The organism is Delftia sp. DT-2 (assembly GCF_028401915.1).
Lineage (GTDB): Bacteria > Pseudomonadota > Gammaproteobacteria > Burkholderiales > Burkholderiaceae_C > Comamonas > Comamonas tsuruhatensis.
The window spans coordinates 15644-37254 of record NZ_JAQOTI010000022.1 but is presented as its reverse complement, the minus strand read 5'-3'; the positions used below and the strand labels follow the sequence as shown (position 1 = coordinate 37254).

General features: G+C 69.6%; 18 protein-coding genes. 13 read left to right on the top strand and 5 right to left on the bottom strand.

The window, feature by feature from the left end:
* Window positions 1-2: 2 nt before the first annotated feature.
* From PO605_RS28065 to PO605_RS28055, 3 genes are all read right to left on the bottom strand, one after another.
* Window positions 3-1247, bottom strand: a complete 1245-nt coding sequence (locus PO605_RS28065; RefSeq protein WP_047473046.1) for a toxic anion resistance protein — start codon at window positions 1245-1247, stop codon at window positions 3-5.
* A gap of 22 nt (window positions 1248-1269) precedes the next feature.
* Entirely contained in the window at window positions 1270-2382 is a 1113-nt protein-coding gene (locus tag PO605_RS28060) for a hypothetical protein (RefSeq protein WP_016449536.1), read from the bottom strand.
* Between the two features lie 139 nt (window positions 2383-2521).
* Entirely contained in the window at window positions 2522-4018 is a 1497-nt protein-coding gene (locus tag PO605_RS28055) for a hypothetical protein (RefSeq protein WP_047473047.1), read from the bottom strand.
* Window positions 4019-4397: 379 nt separating this feature from the next.
* Between PO605_RS28055 and PO605_RS28050 the strand changes: the two genes are divergently transcribed.
* From PO605_RS28050 to PO605_RS28005, 10 genes are all read left to right on the top strand, one after another.
* On the top strand, window positions 4398-4562 hold the full coding sequence (locus PO605_RS28050) for a hypothetical protein (protein ID WP_155294163.1): 165 nt from the start codon (window positions 4398-4400) through the stop codon (window positions 4560-4562).
* 15 nt (window positions 4563-4577) lie between these two features.
* Complete coding sequence (gene fabI, locus PO605_RS28045) at window positions 4578-5345, top strand: enoyl-ACP reductase FabI (RefSeq protein WP_016449534.1); 768 nt, start codon at window positions 4578-4580, stop codon at window positions 5343-5345.
* Between the two features lie 33 nt (window positions 5346-5378).
* Entirely contained in the window at window positions 5379-6854 is a 1476-nt protein-coding gene (locus PO605_RS28040; RefSeq protein ID WP_272207207.1) for an efflux transporter outer membrane subunit, read from the top strand.
* 17 nt (window positions 6855-6871) lie between these two features.
* Window positions 6872-7963, top strand: a complete 1092-nt coding sequence (locus tag PO605_RS28035; protein ID WP_012202692.1) for an HlyD family secretion protein — start codon at window positions 6872-6874, stop codon at window positions 7961-7963.
* Window positions 7960-10716: a ribosome-associated ATPase/putative transporter RbbA gene (gene rbbA / locus PO605_RS28030; protein WP_272207206.1), complete on the top strand. Its 2757-nt coding sequence runs from the start codon at window positions 7960-7962 to the stop codon at window positions 10714-10716. The genes PO605_RS28035 and rbbA overlap by 4 nt, the downstream gene beginning before the upstream one ends.
* A 1-nt stretch (window position 10717) precedes the next feature.
* Window positions 10718-11848 carry an ABC transporter permease gene (locus tag PO605_RS28025; protein ID WP_017405871.1) on the top strand — a complete coding sequence of 377 codons (1131 nt, stop codon included), beginning with the start codon at window positions 10718-10720 and terminating at the stop codon, window positions 11846-11848.
* A gap of 53 nt (window positions 11849-11901) precedes the next feature.
* A complete protein-coding gene (locus tag PO605_RS28020) occupies window positions 11902-12435 on the top strand; it encodes a hypothetical protein (protein ID WP_016453976.1) in 534 nt (177 codons plus the stop codon).
* Between the two features lie 116 nt (window positions 12436-12551).
* Complete coding sequence (locus tag PO605_RS28015; protein ID WP_047472286.1) at window positions 12552-14861, top strand: DUF3141 domain-containing protein; 2310 nt, start codon at window positions 12552-12554, stop codon at window positions 14859-14861.
* On the top strand, window positions 14858-16324 hold the full coding sequence (locus PO605_RS28010) for a bifunctional enoyl-CoA hydratase/phosphate acetyltransferase (protein WP_272207205.1): 1467 nt from the start codon (window positions 14858-14860) through the stop codon (window positions 16322-16324). The genes PO605_RS28015 and PO605_RS28010 overlap by 4 nt, the downstream gene beginning before the upstream one ends.
* Window positions 16321-17568, top strand: coding sequence for an acetate/propionate family kinase (locus tag PO605_RS28005; protein ID WP_016449527.1), 1248 nt, complete (start codon window positions 16321-16323; stop codon window positions 17566-17568). Before PO605_RS28010 ends, PO605_RS28005 begins: the two co-directional genes overlap by 4 nt.
* Before the next feature lie 13 nt (window positions 17569-17581).
* Here the strand turns inward: PO605_RS28005 and PO605_RS28000 are convergent, their stop codons facing one another.
* Both PO605_RS28000 and trpE read right to left on the bottom strand, forming a co-directional pair.
* Window positions 17582-17932 (bottom strand): chorismate mutase, encoded by a 351-nt coding sequence (locus PO605_RS28000; protein WP_016449526.1) that lies wholly within the window; start codon window positions 17930-17932, stop codon window positions 17582-17584.
* Window positions 17929-19428: an anthranilate synthase component I gene (gene trpE / locus PO605_RS27995; protein ID WP_047473838.1), complete on the bottom strand. Its 1500-nt coding sequence runs from the start codon at window positions 19426-19428 to the stop codon at window positions 17929-17931. Before trpE ends, PO605_RS28000 begins: the two co-directional genes overlap by 4 nt.
* A gap of 357 nt (window positions 19429-19785) precedes the next feature.
* Between trpE and PO605_RS27990 the strand changes: the two genes are divergently transcribed.
* From PO605_RS27990 to PO605_RS27980, 3 genes are read left to right on the top strand one after another with little or no spacing between them, the layout of a single operon-like run.
* Entirely contained in the window at window positions 19786-20181 is a 396-nt protein-coding gene (locus tag PO605_RS27990) for a hypothetical protein (protein WP_013804688.1), read from the top strand.
* Window positions 20178-20627 carry a hypothetical protein gene (locus PO605_RS27985; RefSeq protein ID WP_016449524.1) on the top strand — a complete coding sequence of 150 codons (450 nt, stop codon included), beginning with the start codon at window positions 20178-20180 and terminating at the stop codon, window positions 20625-20627. Before PO605_RS27990 ends, PO605_RS27985 begins: the two co-directional genes overlap by 4 nt.
* A complete protein-coding gene (locus PO605_RS27980; protein WP_047473839.1) occupies window positions 20627-21607 on the top strand; it encodes a CBASS cGAMP-activated phospholipase in 981 nt (326 codons plus the stop codon). The genes PO605_RS27985 and PO605_RS27980 overlap by 1 nt, the downstream gene beginning before the upstream one ends.
* The last annotated feature ends 4 nt before the right edge of the window (window positions 21608-21611 follow it).

Sequence of the window (21611 nt, the reverse complement as noted above, 5' to 3'; positions counted from 1 at the left end):
GCTCACAGCACCACCTCGCCGGCGGGCGCCTGCAGCGCCTCGCGCACGTCCTCGCGGCGGCTCTTTTCAAGATAGGCGCGTGACTTGTCCACCTCCTGCGACAGCGTGTCCACCGTGGTCTGCATGGAGGCCAGGGCCTTGACCTTGAAGTCGGCCATGGCGTCCATGGTCTGGTAGATGTTGCCGAAGGCCTGCTGCAGCCTGGCGATGTCGATGGTGCTGCCGGCCGCCTGCTCGTGGATCTTCCCGCTTTGCTCGCGCAGCAGCTCGCTGGTGCCGGCGATCAGGTTGCCCGTGGTGGTGTTCAGCGCCGTGATCTGGTCCAGCACCAGCTTCTGGTTGGCCAGCGCCTGCGCCACGATGACGGCCGTGCGCAGGGCAGAGACCGTGGTGGTGGTCGCGCGGTCCACGCCCTTGGCCAGTTCGAGGTTGTTCTTGCGCACCAGGTCCAGCGCCAGGTAGCCCTGCACGTTCACCGCCATCTGGGTGAGCAGGTCGGTGACCTTCTGGCGTGCGTAGAACAGCATGTCCTCGCGCACCACGCGCGTCTTTTCCGGGTCGCTGGCTTCCAGCTGCGCCGCCTTGGCCTCCAGCGCCGCGTCCAGCTTCTTGCCGATGTGGATGTATTTTTCCAGCCGCTCCATCAGGCCCCACAGGTTGGCCTTTTCCTGCTCGATGGCGGCGTTGTCGCGCAGCAGCTCGTCCTTGCCGCGCTTGAGGCTGTCGATGATGGCGTTCAGGTGGCTCTGGCTGGACTGGAACTTGTCGAAGTAGTCCACCAGCCTGTTGCCCATGGGGATCAGGCCCAGCAGCTTGCGCGGCTTGAACAGGTCATCCTGGTGCGAGGGGTCCAGCGCCTCCACCTGGCGGCGCAGGTCGATCAGGCCCTGGCCGATCTGGCTGCCCTGGTCGAACAGGCCGTTGTTCAGCGTCTTGACGGGGCGCTCCAGCATGCGGTTGGAGACGGCCGCAGCGGCCTGCACCTCCTTGTTGCCCATGCCGTGGATGCGCTCGACCGCGCCCTTGAAGGCGGGCGACTGGCTGTCGTTGGCGGTGATGTCGTCGATGAACTGCGCCACCTGCGCGTCCAGCTGCTGCACTTCCTCGGCCTTGAGGCGGACCTTGCCGCTGGCCGACTCGATGGGCACGGGCAGGGCGGGCGCAGGCGGCTCCAGCACGAAATCCTGCTCCTGTGCAGGCACGGCCACGGCGGCGCTGGCCGTGGTGGTCTGGGGGGTGTTGCTCATCGGTTGCTCCTGGAACGTTCGGTCATTTGAAGCGCTGCTCCATGTCCACGATCATTCGCTCCAGCCACTCCTGGCTGGGCGGTTCGATCACATCCACCAGCTGCGCGGGCGCCTGCACGCCCTGCCCGGCCCAGCGCTCGGGGCCGTGCGTGTCGCCGCCGGTGCGAAAGCCGTATTCCTGCGCCAATGCGCGCAGCTGCGGGTCGGATTCGAGCAACTGGCCCACGCGCTCGCCTGCCGGCGTGTAGGGCACGAGCACATGCTTGGAATACAGCGTGGGCTGCGGGTAGAGCATCACCATCTCGCCGCTCCTGCGCTGCGGGTGGCGCAGCAGGAACTCCACCAGCTGCGATTCATAGGCCACCAGCAGCGGCGCCTTGCCCATGCCCAGGGCCAGGTAGTCCTCGAACGGCCCGGCCGACGAGCTTTCCTGGAAGCCCTGGCGCAAAAACAGCGGCGCCACCTGGGGCATCACGCGCTCCAGGTCGGCCGGGCTTTGCACCACCTGCTGGCCGTTGAGCACATAGCTGGCCAGCGCCAGGTACATGGCCGCGCTGTTGGAGCTGCGCACATCGGTGCTGGCGGGCAGCACGGCCTTGCCGGTGGCAAAGGCGCCGGAGGCCTTCAGGTCACGCCAGCGCGTGCCCTTGCCGGCCATGGCCAGCAGGGCGGGAAGATCGGTCACGTAATGGAAGTCGCCCTGCTTTTGCGCAACGCCGTTGGCGATCAGGATCTCGGCAATGGGCCGCCAGCTGGCGAACACGATGGGCGTGTAGAACGGCGTGTAGACCGTGCCGGCCCTGGCCGCCGCCTTGAGCTGGGCTGCAGCCGGCGCCCCCGAGGGAAAGCCGAAGTCGTACTGCTTGGGGTCGTAGCTGTTGGCAATGCTGCGCGAGCCGGCCTTTTGCACCGTCACCGTCACGCCGTGGCGCGCCAGCACGTCGCGCACGCGCTCGTCCTGGAAGAAGGCTTCCTTCTCGGAGCCGATCAGGCCGCGCGCCGTCACGGCCTGCTGCTGCGCCCGCTGCGCCTGGCGGTCCTGCACCAGGGCCGTGCGCGAGTACCAGATGCCGCCGCCCACGGCCGCCAGCAGCAGCGCCGCCAGCCCCGCCGCCAAAGCACGGCGCGCGTTCATTGAGAGGCTCCGCCCTGGATGACGGCAAGATGAAATTCGGTCATGAACGCGCGGGCCGTTGTCATGTTCTGTTCAAAAAAACTTCTTATACGGAAGTTTTGTGACACAACGACGACACGCGGCCCGGCCCGCGCCGCGACTACCTCAACGCGAGTTGCTCAGTGAAGCTGCGCCCACCGGGCGTTTCGCGGTGCTGCTGGGTGCGGTGCTCCACCAGCTGGTCCCACGTCTGCATCTGGCGCTCCTGCGTCTTGCGCAGCGCGCCGGTGACCTGCTTGCCGGCTGTCTCGATCAGCGTGGTGATGGTGCGGCTGTCCTGCACCTTGGTCAGGTCATAGTTGCCCGACTGCAAATCCAGCATGCTGCGGTTGCGCGCCTTTTTGGACTCGGCGTTCAGGGACTCGGTCACCACCTGGGCGATCGACTCGCCCTCCCTGCCGCGGGACTGCCGGGTGGTCTTCTGGCCCACCTGGTACTCGGCGCGGCCGATTTCGGTCACGGCGCCGAATTCATTGGTGTTCTCGAAATCACCGCTGAAGCTGGCCTGGAAATCGGCCAGGCCGCTTTGCAGGGACTGCACGGAACGCTCCAGCCCGGAGAGCGCGACGATGGCGCCCGGCGCGGCCGGCGCCTGCGCGTTGTGCAGCTGACTGAAGGCACTCTTGAACATGTCCACCAGCGCCGCATCCGCACGGCCGCGCTGCGCGGCGGCATCAAAGCGCTTCAGATGCTGGTCCAGCGCGGACTGGCGCTGCGAAGCGCTGGCGCCCACGGGGGCATCGGACTCCAGGTTGACGGCCAGCTCGCCGGCCGCGCCCTTCATCGCCACCGATCGGCCATCGGCGCCCACATGCAGGCTGAACGAGGACAGGGGCTGCGAAGGCTTGGGGTTCTTGATGTCCAGGTCCAGGCCGGACAGCACGCTGCGGTCGAAGTCCATCAGCTTGCCCAGTTCCAGCTGGGGCTTGCCCGGCTTTCCCAGGCCTTCCAGCGCTTCGTCCAGCCCGTCGGCCAGCTGGGCAATGGCCGCGCTCTCGGCCTGGCTCAAGGCGCCGGAACTCTTGACCTCGACCCGCAGCCCGCTGCTGCTGCCCGCTTCGCTGCCGTCGTTCGTGGCAATCCGCAGCTCCACGGTCAGGCCCGATTGCGTGCGGATCTTCAGGCTCACGGTGGCAGCGCCCACGGACACATCGCTCAGTGCGGACTTGTCCAGGGCCTGTGCATCCGCGCTGCCTGCGACGGAGTCGGCCGCCGTGGGCGCCTGGTACTCCGCAACCGTCTGCTGGTAGTCCGACGGCGTGGCCGCAAAGCGCGACAGCAGGGCGCCGCCCAGGCCGCGCCAGCGGTCGGCCAGGCTGGCCGACGGGCCCAGGCCCAGGTTGCGCGCCATCAGGGTGCTGATGTCGTCCCTGTCTTGCGAGGCCCAGGCCCGGGTCAGCCTGAACTGCCCCAATTCCACGGGCTGCGGTTTGGCATAGATGACGCTGGACCCTGCGGACTGGCCCAGCGTGACCTGCGTGCCCGGGTCGGCGGGTGCAGCAGCTGCCGTGGTCGCTGACGACCTCACGGACACCGTGGGCCGCATGCCCGCTGCGCTGGCGGCAAAGCTGGCGCCGGTGGATGAAATGCTGGTCATGGATTGAACATCTTCCTTCGGTCTTGTCCCGACTGAATGGCGGCCCGGGCCTTTGCAGGCCGGGGATTTTCTCTGTCCACGGACCATCGGCAGATTTCCGGTTTTCTTTACCTCCCATGCACCAATATGGTGTGAATACCTTGTATTCATTGAAATCCGGCCAATACAGAGAATGCTCGGCTGTTGGCGCAAAAAGACACCATTGCTCTACTGGGCACAGCAACCGGCGGCAAGCGGCATTCTCCCCGTGAGGCAGCCCTCTTTGACCTGAGTCAAGACTATGGAGTGAACTGCATCGATATAACGAAACGGCATCGCCAAAATCGGTCGCTGCAGTGCAACATAGATAGAATGAAAAAGACCAGGAGACGATATTGGCATGCAAACCTTTGATTTGCATGCATCAAAACAAGCTATCAAAAGCTTCGTAGTCACAGGAAATACAAACATTCGCCGTGGCGCATATGTCGGCAATGCCGCGCCATGCCCCGTGATTCCTGACGAAGCCGCCCCAAGGCGGCCTGTTTCCCGGCAGACCTTCTGATCTGGAGCATTCGAGATGACGCTATTGGCTGGCAAAAAAGGCCTGATCGTCGGCATCGCCAACCGCGACAGCATTGCCTGGGCCTGTGCCCGGGCCATGCATGCGGCGGGCGCCGAGATCGGCGCGACCTGGCAGAACGACAAGGCCCGGGCGCATGTGGAGCCCCTGCTCGACGAGATCGGTGCCGAGCTGCGCATGCCGCTGGACGTGGGCGACGACGAGCAGATGCGCGCGCTGTTCGATGCCGCCGCCGTGCGCTGGGGCCGGCTGGACTTCGTGCTGCACGCCGTGGCCTACGCCCCGCGCAAGGACCTGCAGGGCCGCGTGGTGGACAGCTCCCGCGAGGGCTTTGCGCTGGCCATGGACATCTCCTGCCACTCCTTCATCCGCATGGCGCACCTGGCCGAGCCGCTGATGGCCGCCAGCGGCGGCAGCCTCATGACGCTGAGCTACCTGGGCGCCAGCGAGGTCATGCCGCACTACGGAATCATGGGCCCGGTCAAGGCCGCGCTGGAGTCCACCACGCGCTACCTGGCGGCCGAGCTCGGCCCCTCGCGCATCCGCGTCAATGCCGTCTCGCCCGGGCCCATCGCCACGCGCGCGGCCTCGGGCATTGCCGCGTTCGATGAACTCGTGGCCGACAGCGTGCGCCGCTCGCCCATTGCCGGCGAACTGCAGCCCGACGACGTGGGGCCGCTGTGCGCCTTCCTGGCCTCGGACGGGGCGCGCGCCATCACGGGCTGCACGCTGTATGTCGATGGCGGCCACCACATCCTCAACTAGCGGCTGCCGCACCGGCACCCCGCAGCACTGCAGATGACCCTCCCATTGCCCCGAACCGCCGCCGCCGCGCTGGCAGCCGCACTGGCCGCCGCACTGGCGGGATGTGCCTCCCTGGCGCCGCCGCACGAGCCGCCGCCCCTGCCCACGCCCGAGGCCTGGCCTGCCCATCTGCAGGCGGGCGCCCAGGGTGTCGCCGCCGCCGGCCTGCCCTGGCGCGAGTACTTCACCGACCCCGTGCTGCGCCAGCTGATCGCCACCGCGCTGGAGCACAACCGCGACCTGCGCGTGGCCGCGCTGCGCGCCGAAGAGGCGCGCGCGGCCTTCCAGATCCAGCGCTCCGAGCTGTTCCCGGCCATTGGCGTGGGCGGCCAGGCCGCACGGGCGCGCGTGCCTGGCGACCTCAACCTCTCGGGCCGCTCCGTGGTCAGCGGCGAGTACCGCGCCGAGGTCGGCTTCAGCAGCTGGGAGCTGGACCTGTGGGGCCGCGTGCGCAGCCTCAAGGACGCGGCCCTGCAGACCTGGCTGGCCAGCGATGCGGGCCGCCACGCGGTGCAGACCGCGCTGATCGCCCAGGTGGCCGACGGCTACCTGGGCCTGCGCGAGCTGGACGAGCGCGTGGCCATTGCGCGCGAGACGCTGGCCACGCGCCAGGAATCCTTTCGCATCTTCACGCGCCGCGAGGCCGTGGGCGCCAGCTCGCGCCTGCAGCTGGCCCAGGTCCAGACCCTGCTGACCCAGGCGCAGGCCCTGCTGGCCCAGCTGGAGCTGGCACGCGCGCAGCAGCTGCATGCCCTGGCCCAGCTGGTCGGCGCCCACCCGGGCCCGCTGCCCGCCGCCGCACCCTTTGACGACGCCCTGGTGCTGGCCGAGCTGCGGCCGGGCCTGCCCTCGGAACTGCTCACGGCGCGGCCCGACATTGCCGCCGCCGAGCACCAGCTGCGCGCGGCCCGGGCCCAGATCGGCGCGGCGCGCGCCGCCTTCTTCCCGCGCATTGCGCTCACGGCCCGCTGGGGCACGGCCAGCGCCGAACTCGACGGCCTGTTCGACGGCGGCAGCCGCGCCTGGGCCTTCGTGCCCACGGTGTCCCTGCCCATCTTCGACGGCGGCCGGCGCCGCGCCAACCTGGAGCTGGGCGAGATCCGCAGCGACATGGCCGTGGCCCAGTACGAGAAAGCCATACAGACCGCCTTCCGCGAGGTGGCCGACGGCCTGGCCGCGCGCCGCTGGCTGTCCGAACAGATCACCGTGCAGCGCACCGCCGTGCAGGCCCAGGCCGAGCGCGCGCGGCTGGCGCAGCTGCGCTACGACAACGGCTCGGCCGCCTACCTGGAGGTGCTGGACGCCCAGCGCGACCTGCTGGCCGCACGCCAGCAACTGGTGCAGGCGCGGCGCGCCCTGCTGTCCAGCCAGGTGGGCCTGTATGCCGCCCTGGGCGGCGGCAGCGGGGCGGAACCTGCCGCGCTGCCCGCCACCGTGCCGGCCACGCCTGCCGATCCCCCGAATTCCTGAAGCATCCGGACCCGCCCATGGACAAGAACACCTCTCTGAAGAACAAGATCGTGCCGATCGCCGCCGTGGCGGTCCTGGCCCTCGTGGCCTGGTGGGCCTGGAAGACCTTCACGCCCAAGGGCCCGGGCGAGGGCTTCGTCGGCAGCAATGGCCGGGTCGAGGCCACCGAGATCGACATCTCCACCAAGCTGCCCGGCCGCGTGGAGGAAATCCTGGTGCGCGAGGGCGACTTCGTGCAGGCCGGCCAGCCCGTGGCGCGCATGCAGATCGACACCCTGCGCGCCCAGCGCCAGGAAGCCGACGCCATGCGCCAGCAGGCCGAGCACAGCGTGGCCGCGGCCGAGGCCCAGGTCACCCTGCGCCGCAGCGACCTGGCCGCCGCCCAGGCCCTGATCGTGCAGCGCGAGACCGAGGTGGACGCCGCGCAACGCCGCTTCAAGCGCTCGGAAACGCTGGCGCGCGAGGGTGCCTCTTCGGTGCAGGAGCTCGATGACGACCGCGCCCGCGTGCGCGGCAGCGAGGCTGCGCTGGCCGCCACGCGCGCACAGGCCGCCGCTGCCCAGGCCGCCGTGAAGGCGGCCGAGGCCCAGGTGGTGGGCGTGCGCTCCCAGGTGCAGGCCGCCACAGCCACGGTGGCGCGCGTGCAGGCCGACATCGACGACGGCGTGCTCAAGGCCCCGCGCGACGGCCGCGTGCAGCTGCGCGTGGCCCAGCCCGGCGAGGTGCTGGGCGCAGGCGGGCGCGTGCTCAACCTGCTGGACCTGTCCGATGTCTACATGACCTTCTTCGTGCCCGAGACCGCCGCCGGGCGCATCGCCCTGGGCAGCGAGGTGCGCCTGGTGCTGGACGCCGCGCCCGAGTACGTGATCCCGGCCCGCGTCTCCTTCGTCGCCAGCCAGGCCCAGTTCACGCCCAAGACCGTGGAGACCGCCAGCGAGCGCCAGAAGCTGATGTTCCGCGTGCGCGCCCAGATCCCGCCGGAGCTGCTGCGCCGCCATCTGGAACAGGTCAAGACCGGCGTGCCCGGCATGGCCTGGCTGCGCACCGATGCCAGCCATGAGTGGCCCGCCAACCTGGCCATCAAGCTGCCAGCCCAGCCCGCGCAATGAGCGAGAGCACGACGCCCCACGCCAGCGGCTGGGTCGTGCGCCTGAAGGGCGTGCACCAGCGCTATGGCCAGGTCGAGGCGCTGGCGGGCATCGACCTGGACATTCCCGAAGGCCGCATGGTCGGCCTGATCGGGCCGGACGGCGTGGGCAAGTCCAGCCTCATGGCGCTGATCTCCGGGGCACGCAAGATCCAGGAAGGCAGCGTCGAGGTGCTGGGCGGCGACATGGCCCAGCGCCGGCACCGCGAGGCCGTCTGCCCGCGCGTGGCCTACATGCCGCAGGGCCTGGGGCGCAACCTCTATCCCACGCTGTCGGTGGAGGAGAACCTGCAGTTCTTCGCGCGCCTGTTCGGCCATGACGCGGCCGAGCGGCGCCGGCGCATCGACGACCTCACCCAGGCCACGGGCCTGCGCAAATTCCTGGAGCGGCCGGCCGGCAAGCTGTCGGGCGGCATGAAGCAGAAGCTGGGCCTGTGCTGCGCGCTGATCCACGACCCCGACCTGCTCATTCTTGACGAGCCCACCACGGGCGTGGACCCGCTGGCGCGCGCCCAGTTCTGGGACCTGATCGCGCGCATCCGCCGCCAGCGCCCCGGCATGAGCGTGCTGGTGGCCACGGCCTACATGGACGAGGCCCAGCGCTTCGACTGGCTGGTGGCCATGGACGAGGGCCGCGTGCTGGCCACGGGCACGCCGGCCGAGTTGCTGCAGCGCACGGCCAGCCGCTCGCTGGAAGAGGCCTTCATCGCCCTGCTGCCCGAAGAGAAAAAGCGCGGCCATGCGCCCGTGACCATCGCCCCCCTGCCCGAGGGCGGCGAGGACGACATCGCCATCGAGGCCAGGGACCTGACCATGCGCTTTGGCGACTTCGTCGCCGTGGACCATGTGTCCTTCCGCATCCGCCGCGGCGAGATCTTCGGCTTCCTGGGCTCCAACGGCTGCGGCAAGAGCACCACCATGAAGATGCTGACCGGCCTGCTGCCGGCCAGCGAGGGCCAGGCCTGGCTGTTCGGCCAGCCTGTGGACCCGCGCGACATCGACACGCGCCGCCGCGTGGGCTACATGACCCAGGCGTTCTCGCTGTACGGCGAGCTGACCGTGCACCAGAACCTGGTGCTGCACGCGCGCCTGTTCGGCGTGCCCGAGGCGGACATTCCCGCGCGCGTGGCCGAGATGCTGCAGCGCTTCGACCTGCAGGCCGCGCAGCTCAGCCTGCCGGCCGCCCTGCCGCTGGGCATGCGCCAGCGCCTGTCGCTGGCCGTGGCCATGGTGCACAAGCCCGAGCTGCTCATCCTGGACGAGCCCACCTCGGGCGTGGACCCCGTGGCGCGCGACGGCTTCTGGCGCCTGCTGGTGGAGCTGTCGCGGCGCGACCGCGTGACCATCTTCATCTCCACCCACTTCATGAACGAGGCCGAGCGCTGCGACCGCATGTCCATGATGCATGCGGGCAAGGTGCTGGACAGCGACACGCCCGCGCGCCTGGTGGCCAAGCGCGGCGCGGCCACGCTGGAGGAAGCCTTCATCGGCTACCTGGTCGAGGCCGGTGGCGGCGAGGCCCCGGCCGCCGAGGAACCGGCCGCGCCTGCCGCCCCCGCTGCCGTGGAAACGCACACTGCGCGCCGCCGCCATTTCAGCGCCCAGCGCATGCTCAGCTATGTCTGGCGCGAAGCGCTGGAGCTGCAACGCGACCCGGTGCGCGCCACGCTGGCCCTGGTGGGCTCGCTGATCCTGATGTTCGTGATGGGCTACGGCATCAGCCTGGACGTGGAGGACCTGCGCTTTGCCGTGCTGGACCGCGACCAGACCACCATCAGCCGCAGCTATGCGATGAGCCTGTCGGGCTCGCGCTACTTCATCGAGCAGCCGCCGCTGACCGACTACGACGCACTGGACCGCCGCATGCGCAGCGGCGAGCTGACCCTGGCCATCGAGATCCCCCCGGGCTTTGCGCGCGATGTGCTGCGCGGCGGCTCCGTGCAGGTGGGCGCCTGGTTCGACGGCGCCATGCCCACGCGCGCCGAGACCGTGCGCGGCTACCTGCAGGGCATCCACCAGCACTGGCTGACCGAGCAGGCGCGCGAGCGCCTGGGCGTGGCGCCGGCCGGCCTCATCGACATCCAGACGCGCTTTCGCTACAACCCCGACGTGCGCAGCCTGCCGGCCATGGTGCCGGCCGTCATGCCCCTGCTGCTGCTGCTTTTGCCGGCCATGCTGACGGCGCTGGCCGTGGTGCGCGAGAAGGAAAGCGGCTCCATCACCAACCTCTACGTCACGCCGGTCACGCGCACCGAATTCCTGCTGGGCAAGCAACTGCCCTATGTGGTGCTGGCCATGCTGAACTTCCTGCTGATGTGCCTGATGGCCGTCACCCTGTTCGGCGTGCCCGTGACGGGCAGCTTTGCCACGCTGGCCCTGGCGGCGCTGATCTTCAGCGGCGCCTCCACGGGCTTCGGCCTGCTGGCCTCCACGCTGACGCGCAGCCAGATCGCCTCAATGTTCCTGGTGCTGATCGGCACGCTGATCCCCACCACGCAGTTCGCAGGCCTGGTCGACCCCGTGTCCTCGCTGGAGGGCGTGGGCCGCGCCATCGGCGAGGTCTATCCGGCCAGCCACATGATCGCCATCAGCCGCGGCGTGTTCAGCAAGGCGCTGGGATTTCGGGAGCTGGCCGGCTCGTTCGGGCCGCTGCTGCTGTCCGTGCCGGCGATCCTGGGCCTGGCAATTGCGCTGACCAGAAAGCAGGAGAGCTGACATGCGCACCCGCCTTTTCTCCAACATCTACCGGCTGGGCGTCAAGGAGCTGTGGAGCCTGTGGCGCGACCCCGTGCTGCTGGTGCTCATCGCCTATGTGTTCACGGTCTCCATCTACACGGCGGCCACGGCCATGCCCGAGAGCCTGCACAACGCGCCCATCGCCATCGTGGACGAGGACGGCTCGCCGCTGTCGCAGCGCATCGCGGGCGCCTTCTATCCGCCGCAGTTCGCGCCGCCGGCCATGATCGACCGCACGCAGATGGACCCGGGCATGGACTCGGGCACCTACACCTTCGTGCTCAACATCCCGCCCAACTTCCAGCGCGACGTGCTGGCGGGCCGCGCGCCCGAGCTGCAGCTGAACGTGGACGCCACGCGCATGAGCCAGGCCTTCACGGGCAACAGCTATGTGCAGCAGATCGTCTCGGCCGAGGTCAGCGAGTTCGTGCGGCGCTTTCGGGGCGCCACCGCCCTGCCCGTGGACCTGGTGGTGCGCGCGCGCTTCAATCCCGCGCTGGACAAGGTCTGGTTCGGCGGGCTGATGCAGATCATCAACAACGTGACCATGCTGTCCATCATCCTCACGGGCGCGGCGCTGATCCGCGAGCGCGAGCACGGCACGGTGGAGCACCTGCTGGTCATGCCGGTGACACCGACCGAGATCATGCTGGCCAAGATATGGTCCATGGGACTGGTCGTGCTGGTCACCGCCTTTGCCTCGCTCAACCTCGTGGTGCGCGGCGCCCTGGGCGTTCCCATCGAAGGCTCTCAGCCGCTGTTCCTGGCAGGGGCCGCGCTGTGCCTGTTCGCCACAACGTCGCTGGGGATCTTCCTTGCCACACTGGCGCGCAACATGCCACAGTTCGGCATGCTGCTGGTGCTCGTGCTGCTGCCGCTGCAGCTGCTGTCGGGCGCCATGACGCCGCGCGAAAGCATGCCGCAGCTGGTGCAGACCATCATGCTGGCCGCGCCGACCACCCACTTTGTCGAGCTGTCGCAGGCCATCCTCTACCGCGGAGCGGGGCTGGACGTGGTCTGGAAGCCCTTTCTCGCACTGGCCGCCATCGGCTCCGTGCTGTTCGCCCTCACGCTCGCCCGCTTTCGCAAGACCATCGGCCAGATGGCCTGAGTTTCGTTCCGCCACCAAGGCATCTTTCCACGTCAACCAGCAAGGAGTTCCATATGAGCGCACAGACCATTCCCCTCCATCTGCTCAAGGCCCAGCTCGAACTGCAGCTGCACCTGAGCCGGCTGCTGCAGGAAAGCGGCCAGCAATGGCTGGAGCATGCCGCACGCAACGGCCCCGAGCGCATCGCCGAGACCGGCAACGAGATCGAGGGCGTGCAGCAGACCAGCAGCTGGCAGGAGCTGGCCACCCTGCCCGCCCAAGCCTTCTGGCGCCACGCCCACCTGCGCATGGGCCATGCCCAGGCCCTGGCCCAGACCGCCATGGCCAGCCAGATGACCCTGGCCCAGGGCGTGCAGCAGGCCGTGCACGACTGGCAGCAGCAGGTGGCAGCCACGCTGAGCGGCGGCGCCCAGGGCGCGGCCGACACTGCCGTGCCCTGGAGCGACCTGCTGGCGCGCTGGACCTCGGCCGTGCAGTCCATGGCCCAGTCCGTGACCCCATCCGTCACCCCGCCCGACCATGCGGCGCAGCAGCCCATTGCAGCGGCTGCCGCCGAAACGGCCCGGGACGCTGCCGCCCACGGCTGAAGAGCCCAGGGGCTGACACAAGCCGCACGGTCCCGCAGGCGCGGGGCCGTTTGGCGGCCATTCACACGCAATCTGCAAGCAGGGGGCAGGACATGCCCGTTAAAGGAGTGGGCCAGATGAACGAGCACCTCGATAGCCACGGCACCGTGGACGTGGGGGCACTGTGGGGCGATCCGCTGAAGCTGCCCCAGGCAGCTGCACAGTACGCCACCGATGCCTGGCAGCGCACGCTGCTGTATGCCGACATCCGGCGCCAGCGCGGCAACCAGTACCGCGCCCACCTGGCCGAGGAAGTGCCCAATGTGCTGAGCTTCCAGGCCGAGATCGTGATGTCCGGCCTGGAGCTGCCGCGTCCCGTCAACTACGGGCTGGCACGCATCGCGCCCATGGAGGGCACGGTCATCGACCCGGCCAAGCGCCCCTTCATCGTCGTCGATCCGCGCGCGGGCCACGGCCCGGGCATCGGCGGCTTCAAGCCCGACAGCGAGATCGGCGCCGCCCTCAAGGCCGGCCATCCCTGCTACTTCGTGGGCTTCCTGCCCGACCCCGTGCCCGGCCAGACCGTCGAGGACGTGATGCGCGCCGAGGCCGAATTCGTGCGCAAGGTCGCCGAGCTTCACCCCGAGAGCCGGGGCAAGCCCGCCGTCATCGGCAACTGCCAGGCCGGCTGGCAGATCCTCATGACGGCCGCCGTCTGGCCCGAGCTGTTCGGGCCCATCATCGTGGCCGGCGCGCCGCTGTCGTACTGGGCCGGCGACAACCCCATGCGCTACGGCGGCGGCCTCATGGGCGGCAGCTGGGTGACGGCACTGACCAGCGACCTGGGTGCGGGCCGCTTCGACGGCGCCTGGCTGGTGCAGAACTTCGAGAACCTCAACCCCGCCAACACGCTGTGGGAAAAGCAGTACCAGGTCTATGCCGACGTGGACACCGAGGGGCCGCGCTACCTGGGCTTCGAGAAGTACTGGGGCGGCCATGTCTTCCTCGAAGGCCGCGAGATGCAGTACATCGTGGACAACCTGTTCATCGGCAACCGGCTGGCCACGGCCGAGCTGACGACCTCGGACGGCGTGCGCATCGACCTGCGCAACATCCGCTCGCCCATCGTGGTGTTCTGCTCGCATGGCGACAACATCACGCCGCCGGGCCAGGCCCTGGGCTGGATCACCGACCTGTACCGTGATGACGAGGACATCGCCGCCCACGACCAGACCATCGTCTTCGCCACGCACGACAGCATCGGCCACCTGGGCATCTTTGTCTCGGGCGCCGTGGGCCGCAAGGAGCACCGCGAGTTCGCGGCGCACATCGACATCATCGACCTGCTGCCCGCCGGCATCTACCGCGCCGAGATCGCCGACCGCCCGGCCGGCGTGCCGCCGCAGGAGCTGACCGACGCGGCCTACCTGATGAAGATCCGCCGCAGCGACCTGGCCGAGGTGCGCGACATCGTCCGGCCCGACCCCGAAAGCGAGCGCCACTTTGCCGCCGCCGCCCGCGTCTCCGAAATCAACCTCGCCCTGTACCGCAACACCGTGCAGCCCTGGGTGCAGGCCCTGTCCACGCCGTTGTCGGCGCGCTGGCTGCAGGCCATGCATCCGCTGCGCGTGGGCTATGAATACTGGTCGGACTCCCACCCGCTGGCCCCTGCCGTGGCCCAGGCCGCCGAGCAGGCGCGCGAGGACCGCCACCCCGTCGAGCCCGACAACCCCTTCCTGAAGGCGCAGCAGGCCATGTCGCAGGCCGTGGTGCATATGCTGGACACCTACCGCGACCAGCGCGACGCCATGCAGGCGCGGCTGTTCCACGCCATCTATGGCTCGCCCCTGGTGCAGGCCCTGGCCGGCCAAAGCCGCCAGGACGACGGCCCGCCGCGCCCGCACCCGGGCGAATCGCCCGAGCACTGCCAGTACATGTGCCAGGAGCTGGCGCGGCTGCACGAAAGCGTGGCCCAGGGCGGGCTGTACGAGGCCGTCATCCGCGCCCTGTTCCACGTGCTGCGCGCCCGTGGCGAGGCCGATGAGCGCCACTTCCGCCACGCCTGGCGGCTGCTGCAGGACCACCTGGGCGGCGTGCCGCCCGACATGGCGCAGTTCCGCCGCATCGTGCGCCGCCAGGCCCTGCTGATGCAGCGCGAGCCCGACGCCGCCATGGCCGCCATCACCCAGTTGCTGGCCGCCTCGCCGGCGGCCGACATCCGCTGGGGCATGACCACGGTGGACGAGCTGGCCAACCAGGGCGGCAATCTCAGCGATGCCGAGCACCAGCGCCTGCTGCAGGCCATGGCGCATTTCGTGCAGGCGCTGGAGGTGGCGCAGGCCAGGGAGGCCCCCCAGGAAGCGGCCCCACCCGAAGCCCCGGCCGCCAGGCCCACCCCGCGCGCACCGGCCAGCCGCGCGCACACAGGTACCCGAAAGAAGCGATGAACCTCTCCCCTGCCTCCGATGCGGCCCTGCCGCCCGAAGACCTGGCCCTGCTGCGCAACCACAGCTTCGACGAGCTGGACGTGGGCGACAGCGCCAGCCTGGAACGCACGCTGAGCACCCAGGACCTGCGCCTGTTTGCCGCCCTGTCGGGCGCGGCCGTGGCCGACGGCGCTGGTGCCGGTGCCGCTGCCGGTGCTGGCACGGTTGCCGGCGCCGACGATGACGACACCGCCCTGATCGCCCACGGCATGTGGGGCGGCATGCTGCTGGCCTCGGTGCTGGGCACGCGCCTGCCCGGCCCCGGCACCACCCTGGTCGGCCAGACGCTGCGCTTTCTGGCGCCGCTGGCCGCAGGCGACCGGCTGACCGTGCGCGTGGAGGTGCTGGCCAAGCAGGCCGAGCAGCGCCAGGTCACGCTGGCCGTGGCCTGCACCAACCAGCATGGCGCCGCCGTGATCGAGGGCCAGGCCACCGTGCATGCGCCGGCCCGCCACATCGAGCGCCAGCGCACCAGCCTGCCCGAGATCCGGCTGGAGGCCGGTGGACGCGACGGCCTGCAGCGCCTGCTGGCCCATGTGGCCGGCCTGCCGCCCATCCGCGTGGCCGTGGTCCATCCCTGCGACGAGCCCAGCCTCTCGGCCGCGATGGACGCGCGCCGCGAAGGCCTGATCGACCCCGTGCTGGTGGCCCCGCGTGCGCGGCTGGAGGCCGTGGCGGCCGAGCATGGGCTGGACCTGGGCGGCCTGCGCATCGAGGACGTGCCGCACAGCCATGCCGCCGCCACGCGCGGCGCCGAGCTGGCCGCCTGCGGCGAGGTCGAGGCCATCATGAAAGGCAGCCTGCACACCGACGAGCTCATGGCCGAGGTGGTGGCCGCCGCCGCCGGCCTGCGCACCAAGCGCCGCGTGAGCCACTGCTTCGTGCTGCAGACGCCGCACTACCCGCGCCCCTTCATCGTCACCGATGCGGCCATCAACCTCGCGCCCGACCTGCAGCAAAAGGCCGACATCGTGCGCAATGCCATCGCCCTGGCCCATGCCATCGGCGTGCCCGAGCCCAAGGTCGCCATCCTGGCCGCCGTGGAGACCGTGAGCCCGCACATGCCGGCCACGCTGGACGCCGCCGCGCTGTGCAAGATGGCCGACCGGGGCCAGATCGCGGGCGGCGTGCTCGACGGGCCGCTGGCCTTCGACAACGCCGTGTCCATGGCCGCCGCGCGCACCAAGGGCATAGCTTCGCCCGTGGCGGGCCAGGCCGATATCCTGGTCGTGCCCGACCTGGAAAGCGGCAACATGCTGGCCAAGCAGCTCATGTACATGGGCGAGGCGGCCAGCGCCGGCATCGTCATGGGCGCCAAGGTGCCCGTGATCCTGACCAGCCGCGCCGACAGCCGCGCCTCGCGCATCGCCTCCTGCGCCATCGCTCTGCTGCTGGCCCACCGCTACCGGAACTCGCCGCCATGATCCCTGCCCACACCGCATCCTCCCCCGCCCGCGAACTGGTCGTGGTGCTCAACTGCGGCTCGTCCAGCATCAAGTTCGCCGTCTTCGACGGTGCCCAGCGCCCGCTGCCGCGCAAGCCGCTGTGGAACGGCAAGGTCCAGGGCATAGGCGGGCCCGCGCCCGACTTCGGCGAGAGCGGCGTGCCGCCCTTTGCCATCACCCTGGACACAGCCCACCCCTACCGCGCCGCGCTGCAGCTGATCCGCGAGCGCATCACCGCGCGCCTGGCGCAGCTGGACGGCGCCCGCGTGGCCGCCATCGCCCACCGCGTGGTGCACGGCGGCAGCCGCTACTTCGAGCCCGTGCGCGTCGATGCCGGCGTGCTGGCCGACCTCAAGGCCTTCATCCCGCTGGCGCCGCTGCACCAGCCCTTTGCGCTGGAGGCCATGGACATCCTGCTGCGAGAGCGGCCCGAACTGGTGCAGGTGGCCTGCTTCGACACCGCCTTCCACCACACGCTGCCCAAGGTCGAGCAACTGCTGCCCCTGCCGCATGCGGCCTGGGAACGCGGGCTGCGCCGCTACGGCTTCCACGGCCTGTCCTACGAATACATGGCCACCGCCCTGCCCGAGCGCCATGGCGACCTGGCGCGCGGGCGCACCCTGGTGGCCCACCTGGGCAGCGGCGCCAGCCTGTGCGCCATGCAGGGCCTGCAAAGCGTGGCCACGACCATGGGCTTCTCTGCGCTGGACGGCCTGATGATGGGCACGCGCACCGGCGCGCTGGACCCCGGCGCCGTGATCTACCTGATGGAAATCGAAAAGCTCAGCCTGCAGGAAGTGGGCCGCATCCTGTACCACGAGTCCGGCCTGCTGGGCGTCTCGGGCACCTCGTCCGAGCCGCGCGTGCTGCTGCCGCTGGAATCAGGCGCCGATGCCCGGGCCGAGCGTGCCCGCGACGCGCTGGCGCTTTACGTGCGGCGCATCGTGCGCGAGATCGGCGCCCTGGTCGCCGTGCTGGGCGGCCTGGACCTGCTGGTGTTCACCGCAGGCGTGGGCGAGCACAGCGCCGAGATACGGCGGCGCGTGTGCGAGGGCCTGGGCTTTCTGGGCCTGCGGCTGGACGCCGAGGCCAATGCGCGCGATGCGGCCGTGATCTCGGCCACCGGCAGCGCCGTCACCGTGGGCGTGGAGCCCACCAACGAGGAATGGGTGGCGGCGCGCCATGCGCTGCGCTGGCTGCCGGGCAACGCGATCCCCGCATGAGTGTAAACAGGCCCTAGGAACGATCGTCCTGCGCACCGCCTTCGCGCAGCCGCGCGAACTCGCGGTGCTCGTAGGCAATGCATTCCTCCATGAGGTGGCGGTACACCGCCTCCATCATGTCGGGCTGGCCGCCCTCGGCGGCCGTGCGCTCGCGCACGCGGCGCACGATGGCCTCGATGCGGCCCTCGTCGCGCACCTGGGCCGCATCGGCCTTGATGCGCGCGGCCTGCTGCATGTAGCCCATGCGCGTGACCAGCAGCGGCACCAGCACATCGTCCAGCGCATCCACATTGCGGCGCACATCCAGCATGTCGGTGCAGTGCTGCACCAGGTCGATGGCCTGCTTGGCGCGGTCCGTGCTCATTCCAGTCCTTCCTCCACCAGCTCGGCCGCGCGCATCAGTGCGCGCGCCTTGTGCTCGGTCTCTTTCCATTCCATCTCGGGCACGGAATCGGCCACCACGCCGGCGGCGGCCTGCACGTAGAGCGTGCCGTCCTTGATCACGCCCGTGCGGATGGCAATGGCCAGGTCCATGTCGCCCGCAAAGCTCAGGTAGCCGCAGGCGCCGCCGTAGATGCCGCGCTTGGTCGGCTCCAGCTGGTCGATGATCTCCATGGCATGCACCTTGGGCGCGCCCGTCAGCGTGCCGGCCGGGAAGGTGGCCTTGAACACATCCATGTTGTCCATGCCGTCGCGCAGAATGCCCTCCACGTTGCTGACGATGTGCATCACGTGGCTGTAGCGTTCCACGGCAAAGGCCTCGGTCACCTTCACGCTGCCCGTCTTGGCGATGCGGCCGATGTCGTTGCGCGCCAGGTCGATCAGCATCACGTGCTCGGCGCGTTCCTTGGGGTCGGCCACCAGTTCCTTTTCGGTGGCCTTGTCGGCCTCGGGCGTGGCGCCGCGCGGGCGCGTGCCGGCCAGCGGGCGGATGGTGACCTTCTGGCCCTCGTCCGTGTTCTCCTGGCGCACCAGGATCTCGGGGCTGGCGCCCACCACATGGAAATCGCCCAGGTGGTAGTAGTACATGTAGGGGCTGGGATTGAGCGATCGCAGCGCGCGGTACAGGCTCAAGGGGCTGGCCGTGAAGCGCTTGTGGATGCGCTGGCCCACCTGCACCTGCATGAAGTCGCCCGCGGCGATCAGCTCCTTGGCCTTCTCCACGGCCGCCAGGTAGTCTTCCTTGGCAAAGCTGCGCTGGGCCGGATGGCTCTCGCCGGCCTTGATCTGCGGCGCGCTGACCGAGTAGCGCAGCAAATCCTTCAACTGCCGCAGCCGCTTCTTGGCGCGCGTATAGGCCTCGCTCTCGCCGGGGTTGGCATAGACGATCAGGTACAGCTTGCCCGACAGGTTGTCGATCACCGCCACTTCCTCGCACTGCAGCAGCAGGATGTCGGGGCAGTTGAGCGTATCGGGCGGGCAGGAATCTTCCAGCTTCTTCTCGATATAGCGCACGGCGTCGTAGCCGAAGTAGCCGGCCAGCCCGCCGCAAAAACGCGGCAGCCCCGGGCGCAGCGCCACCTTGAAGCGCTTTTGGTAGGCAGCGATGAATTCCAGCGGATTGCCCTTGGCCGTCTCAACCACCTGGCCATCGGTCACCACCTCGGTGCATGCCGCATCGCCGAAGCCGCTGGCGCGCAGCAGCGTGCGTGCAGGCAGGCCGATGAAGCTGTAGCGCCCGAAGCGCTCGCCGCCCACCACGGACTCCAGCAAAAAGCTGTGCTTGCCGTCACCGCCCGCATGGGCCAGCTTGAGGTAGAGGGACAGGGGGGTTTCGAGATCCGCAAACGCCTCGACCATCAGAGGGATGCGGTTGTAGCCCTGCGCAGCAAGGCTCTTGAATTCGAGTTCGGTGATCACGGGGAAAGACTCCGGATTGCGTGGCGCTGGCAGACCTGATGTGGGTGCGGGCTGCGCATGGATTGCGCCGATTCATTCGATTGGCCCGTAGGGCCTCGGGTGCACGCCGGGTCGCGCCCCGGGTGCTTCAGCTGTTCAGTTGGACAGGCTTGCGCCAGGGCCAGGCTCCCCGGTCTCCACAACCTGCAATGAACATGCGATGAATGAACATAGCGGGCAAGTGTAGCGCAGACGCGGCGGGGTACAAGTGCGGGCCGGCGCATTGCGGGGGCGCCGCAGGGGCCTGCCATGGCCACAATTGACACCCTGGTCAGCCTGACCAACAATGACAGCACAACCTGACCAGAAAGGTCGACCATGCCGTCCCATTTCTCCGCCCGCACCGACGCTGCCTTGCCCGAGGGCGAGCGCGACCCGCTGAACCGCGCCCTGCGGGACCTGAGCCACCAGGTCGGCTCGGCCATGCCGCGCAACACCACACCCATGCCGATCTCGGTCTTCAAGGCGCAGTACGGCGCGGTGCTCAAACAGGCCGATCACGACGGGGTGGCCCTCATCTCCCAGGGCCGCAAGCGCTACGTGATCGTCAGCGAGGAGCACATGGTGGCCCTGTCCGCCAACGAACGCGCCCCCCGCACGGTGGCCGACATCTGCCGGTCCCTGCCGCTGCCGCGCCAGGCCGTGGATCTGTCCGCTGCGCAGATGTCCGGGGCGCGCGGCGATATCGACGTACCCGCCCGGCGCGCGCCATGAGCCGCTACCTGCTGGGTCCCCGCTGCCTGCTGTGGATGGCGAACCAGGAACCCGCAACCCTGCAGTGGTTCTCCACCATCCGGCCGCTGGACTGCATCGTCAGCGACCTGTCCATGGCCATCGCCAAGGCAGCCGTGGCCGAGGCATTCCACGACCTGCGCGACCGCAACGAATGGTTCTCCCTGCTCGATGCGCTGTATGCCAACCTGCGGGCCGAAGGCGCTTCCATGCTGACCAGCGTGGACAACAAGGTGCTGGAGCGCTTCATCGAATGGCGCAACTTCGCGCCGCTGGACAGCCAGGGCCCGCAGGGCACGGCGCCGCTGGCGCAGGACCTGCGGCTGCTCATCGCCACGGCCGACCTGCTCAAGGTCTGCTACACCGAGCCCGCCAACCTCTACCTGACGCAGGCCGCCGCCCGGGGCGTTGCCGTGCACGCGCTGTGATGGACTTCGACGTACCGCCCCTGTCCAGCGCGGTGCGCCAGGGCCTGCGCCGGCGCCGGGTCGTCCTGAGCCTTTCGGGCGGCGGCTATCGCGGCCTCTTCAGCGCCCATGTGCTGGAACGCATCCACCGCGAATTCGGCAACGGCGACCTGCTGGAGAAAGTGGACCTGTTCGCCGGCACCTCCATCGGCGCCATCATCGCCACCGCCCTGGCCAGCGGCTGCCAGCCCGCGCGCATCAAGCAACTGCTACTGGACCACGGCCCCGCCATCTTTCCCTCCAAATGGCTGCCCGGCCTGCGCCAGGCCATGGGCAAGGCGCTCTATGACAGCGCCCCGCTGCGCGCAGCGATCAAGGAGGCCATGCCGCAAGCGGAGCAGTCCGCCCTGGGGCAACTGCAGGTGCCGCTGCTGCTGCCCGCCGTGAACTGGAATTCATCGCAGCTGCACGTGCTGGCCAGCGGCGCCCTGCCCGACAGGGACCGGCTGGGCCTGACGCTGATGGACGCCATGCTGGCCTCATCGGCCGCCCCCACCTACTTTCCCGCGCACGCCGCAGCAGGCCATGTCTTCGTGGACGGCGGACTCGCCGCCAACGCGCCCGACCTGCTGGCCCTGCAGGCCGCACGCCAGTTGTGGGGGCCGGCCGCCGACATCGTGATGATCAGCGTAGGCACCGCCAACCCCCAGCAGGGCCAGGACCCCGTGGCCATGCCCCGACGCGGGCTGACCCTGGTCAAGCCCCTGCTGGACCTGGTCATGGCCGCCCAGGAGGTCCAGGCCGTCAAGGCGGCCCGCCAGGAACTGGGCACCAGCAGCTACCTGCGCCTGAACTTCACGCAGCCCGCAGCCCAGCAAAAGCGCCTGGGCCTGGACATCGCCAACGCCGACAGCACCCGGCTGCTGCAAGCCCTGGGCGACGAATGCATAGCCGCCCTCACGGAGCAGGAAAAGACGCTGCTGAAGAACGTCCTGGGCTGAAACG

What these genes read in the sequence shown, in the direction of transcription:
- PO605_RS28035 (WP_012202692.1), top strand. Translation starts at nt 6,872, where the DNA reads ATGGACAAGAACACCTCTCTGAAGAACAAGATCGTGCCGATCGCCGCC.
- PO605_RS28040 (WP_272207207.1), top strand. Translation starts at nt 5,379, where the DNA reads ATGACCCTCCCATTGCCCCGAACCGCCGCCGCCGCGCTGGCAGCCGCA.
- PO605_RS28005 (WP_016449527.1), top strand. Translation starts at nt 16,321, where the DNA reads ATGATCCCTGCCCACACCGCATCCTCCCCCGCCCGCGAACTGGTCGTG.
- PO605_RS28000 (WP_016449526.1), bottom strand. Translation starts at nt 17,932, where the DNA reads ATGAGCACGGACCGCGCCAAGCAGGCCATCGACCTGGTGCAGCACTGC.
- PO605_RS28065 (WP_047473046.1), bottom strand. Translation starts at nt 1,247, where the DNA reads ATGAGCAACACCCCCCAGACCACCACGGCCAGCGCCGCCGTGGCCGTG.
- PO605_RS28060 (WP_016449536.1), bottom strand. Translation starts at nt 2,382, where the DNA reads ATGAACGCGCGCCGTGCTTTGGCGGCGGGGCTGGCGGCGCTGCTGCTG.
- PO605_RS27985 (WP_016449524.1), top strand. Translation starts at nt 20,178, where the DNA reads ATGAGCCGCTACCTGCTGGGTCCCCGCTGCCTGCTGTGGATGGCGAAC.
- fabI (WP_016449534.1), top strand. Translation starts at nt 4,578, where the DNA reads ATGACGCTATTGGCTGGCAAAAAAGGCCTGATCGTCGGCATCGCCAAC.
- PO605_RS28015 (WP_047472286.1), top strand. Translation starts at nt 12,552, where the DNA reads ATGAACGAGCACCTCGATAGCCACGGCACCGTGGACGTGGGGGCACTG.
- PO605_RS28050 (WP_155294163.1), top strand. Translation starts at nt 4,398, where the DNA reads ATGCAAACCTTTGATTTGCATGCATCAAAACAAGCTATCAAAAGCTTC.
- rbbA (WP_272207206.1), top strand. Translation starts at nt 7,960, where the DNA reads ATGAGCGAGAGCACGACGCCCCACGCCAGCGGCTGGGTCGTGCGCCTG.
- PO605_RS27990 (WP_013804688.1), top strand. Translation starts at nt 19,786, where the DNA reads ATGCCGTCCCATTTCTCCGCCCGCACCGACGCTGCCTTGCCCGAGGGC.
- PO605_RS27980 (WP_047473839.1), top strand. Translation starts at nt 20,627, where the DNA reads ATGGACTTCGACGTACCGCCCCTGTCCAGCGCGGTGCGCCAGGGCCTG.
- PO605_RS28010 (WP_272207205.1), top strand. Translation starts at nt 14,858, where the DNA reads ATGAACCTCTCCCCTGCCTCCGATGCGGCCCTGCCGCCCGAAGACCTG.
- PO605_RS28025 (WP_017405871.1), top strand. Translation starts at nt 10,718, where the DNA reads ATGCGCACCCGCCTTTTCTCCAACATCTACCGGCTGGGCGTCAAGGAG.
- PO605_RS28020 (WP_016453976.1), top strand. Translation starts at nt 11,902, where the DNA reads ATGAGCGCACAGACCATTCCCCTCCATCTGCTCAAGGCCCAGCTCGAA.
- PO605_RS28055 (WP_047473047.1), bottom strand. Translation starts at nt 4,018, where the DNA reads ATGACCAGCATTTCATCCACCGGCGCCAGCTTTGCCGCCAGCGCAGCG.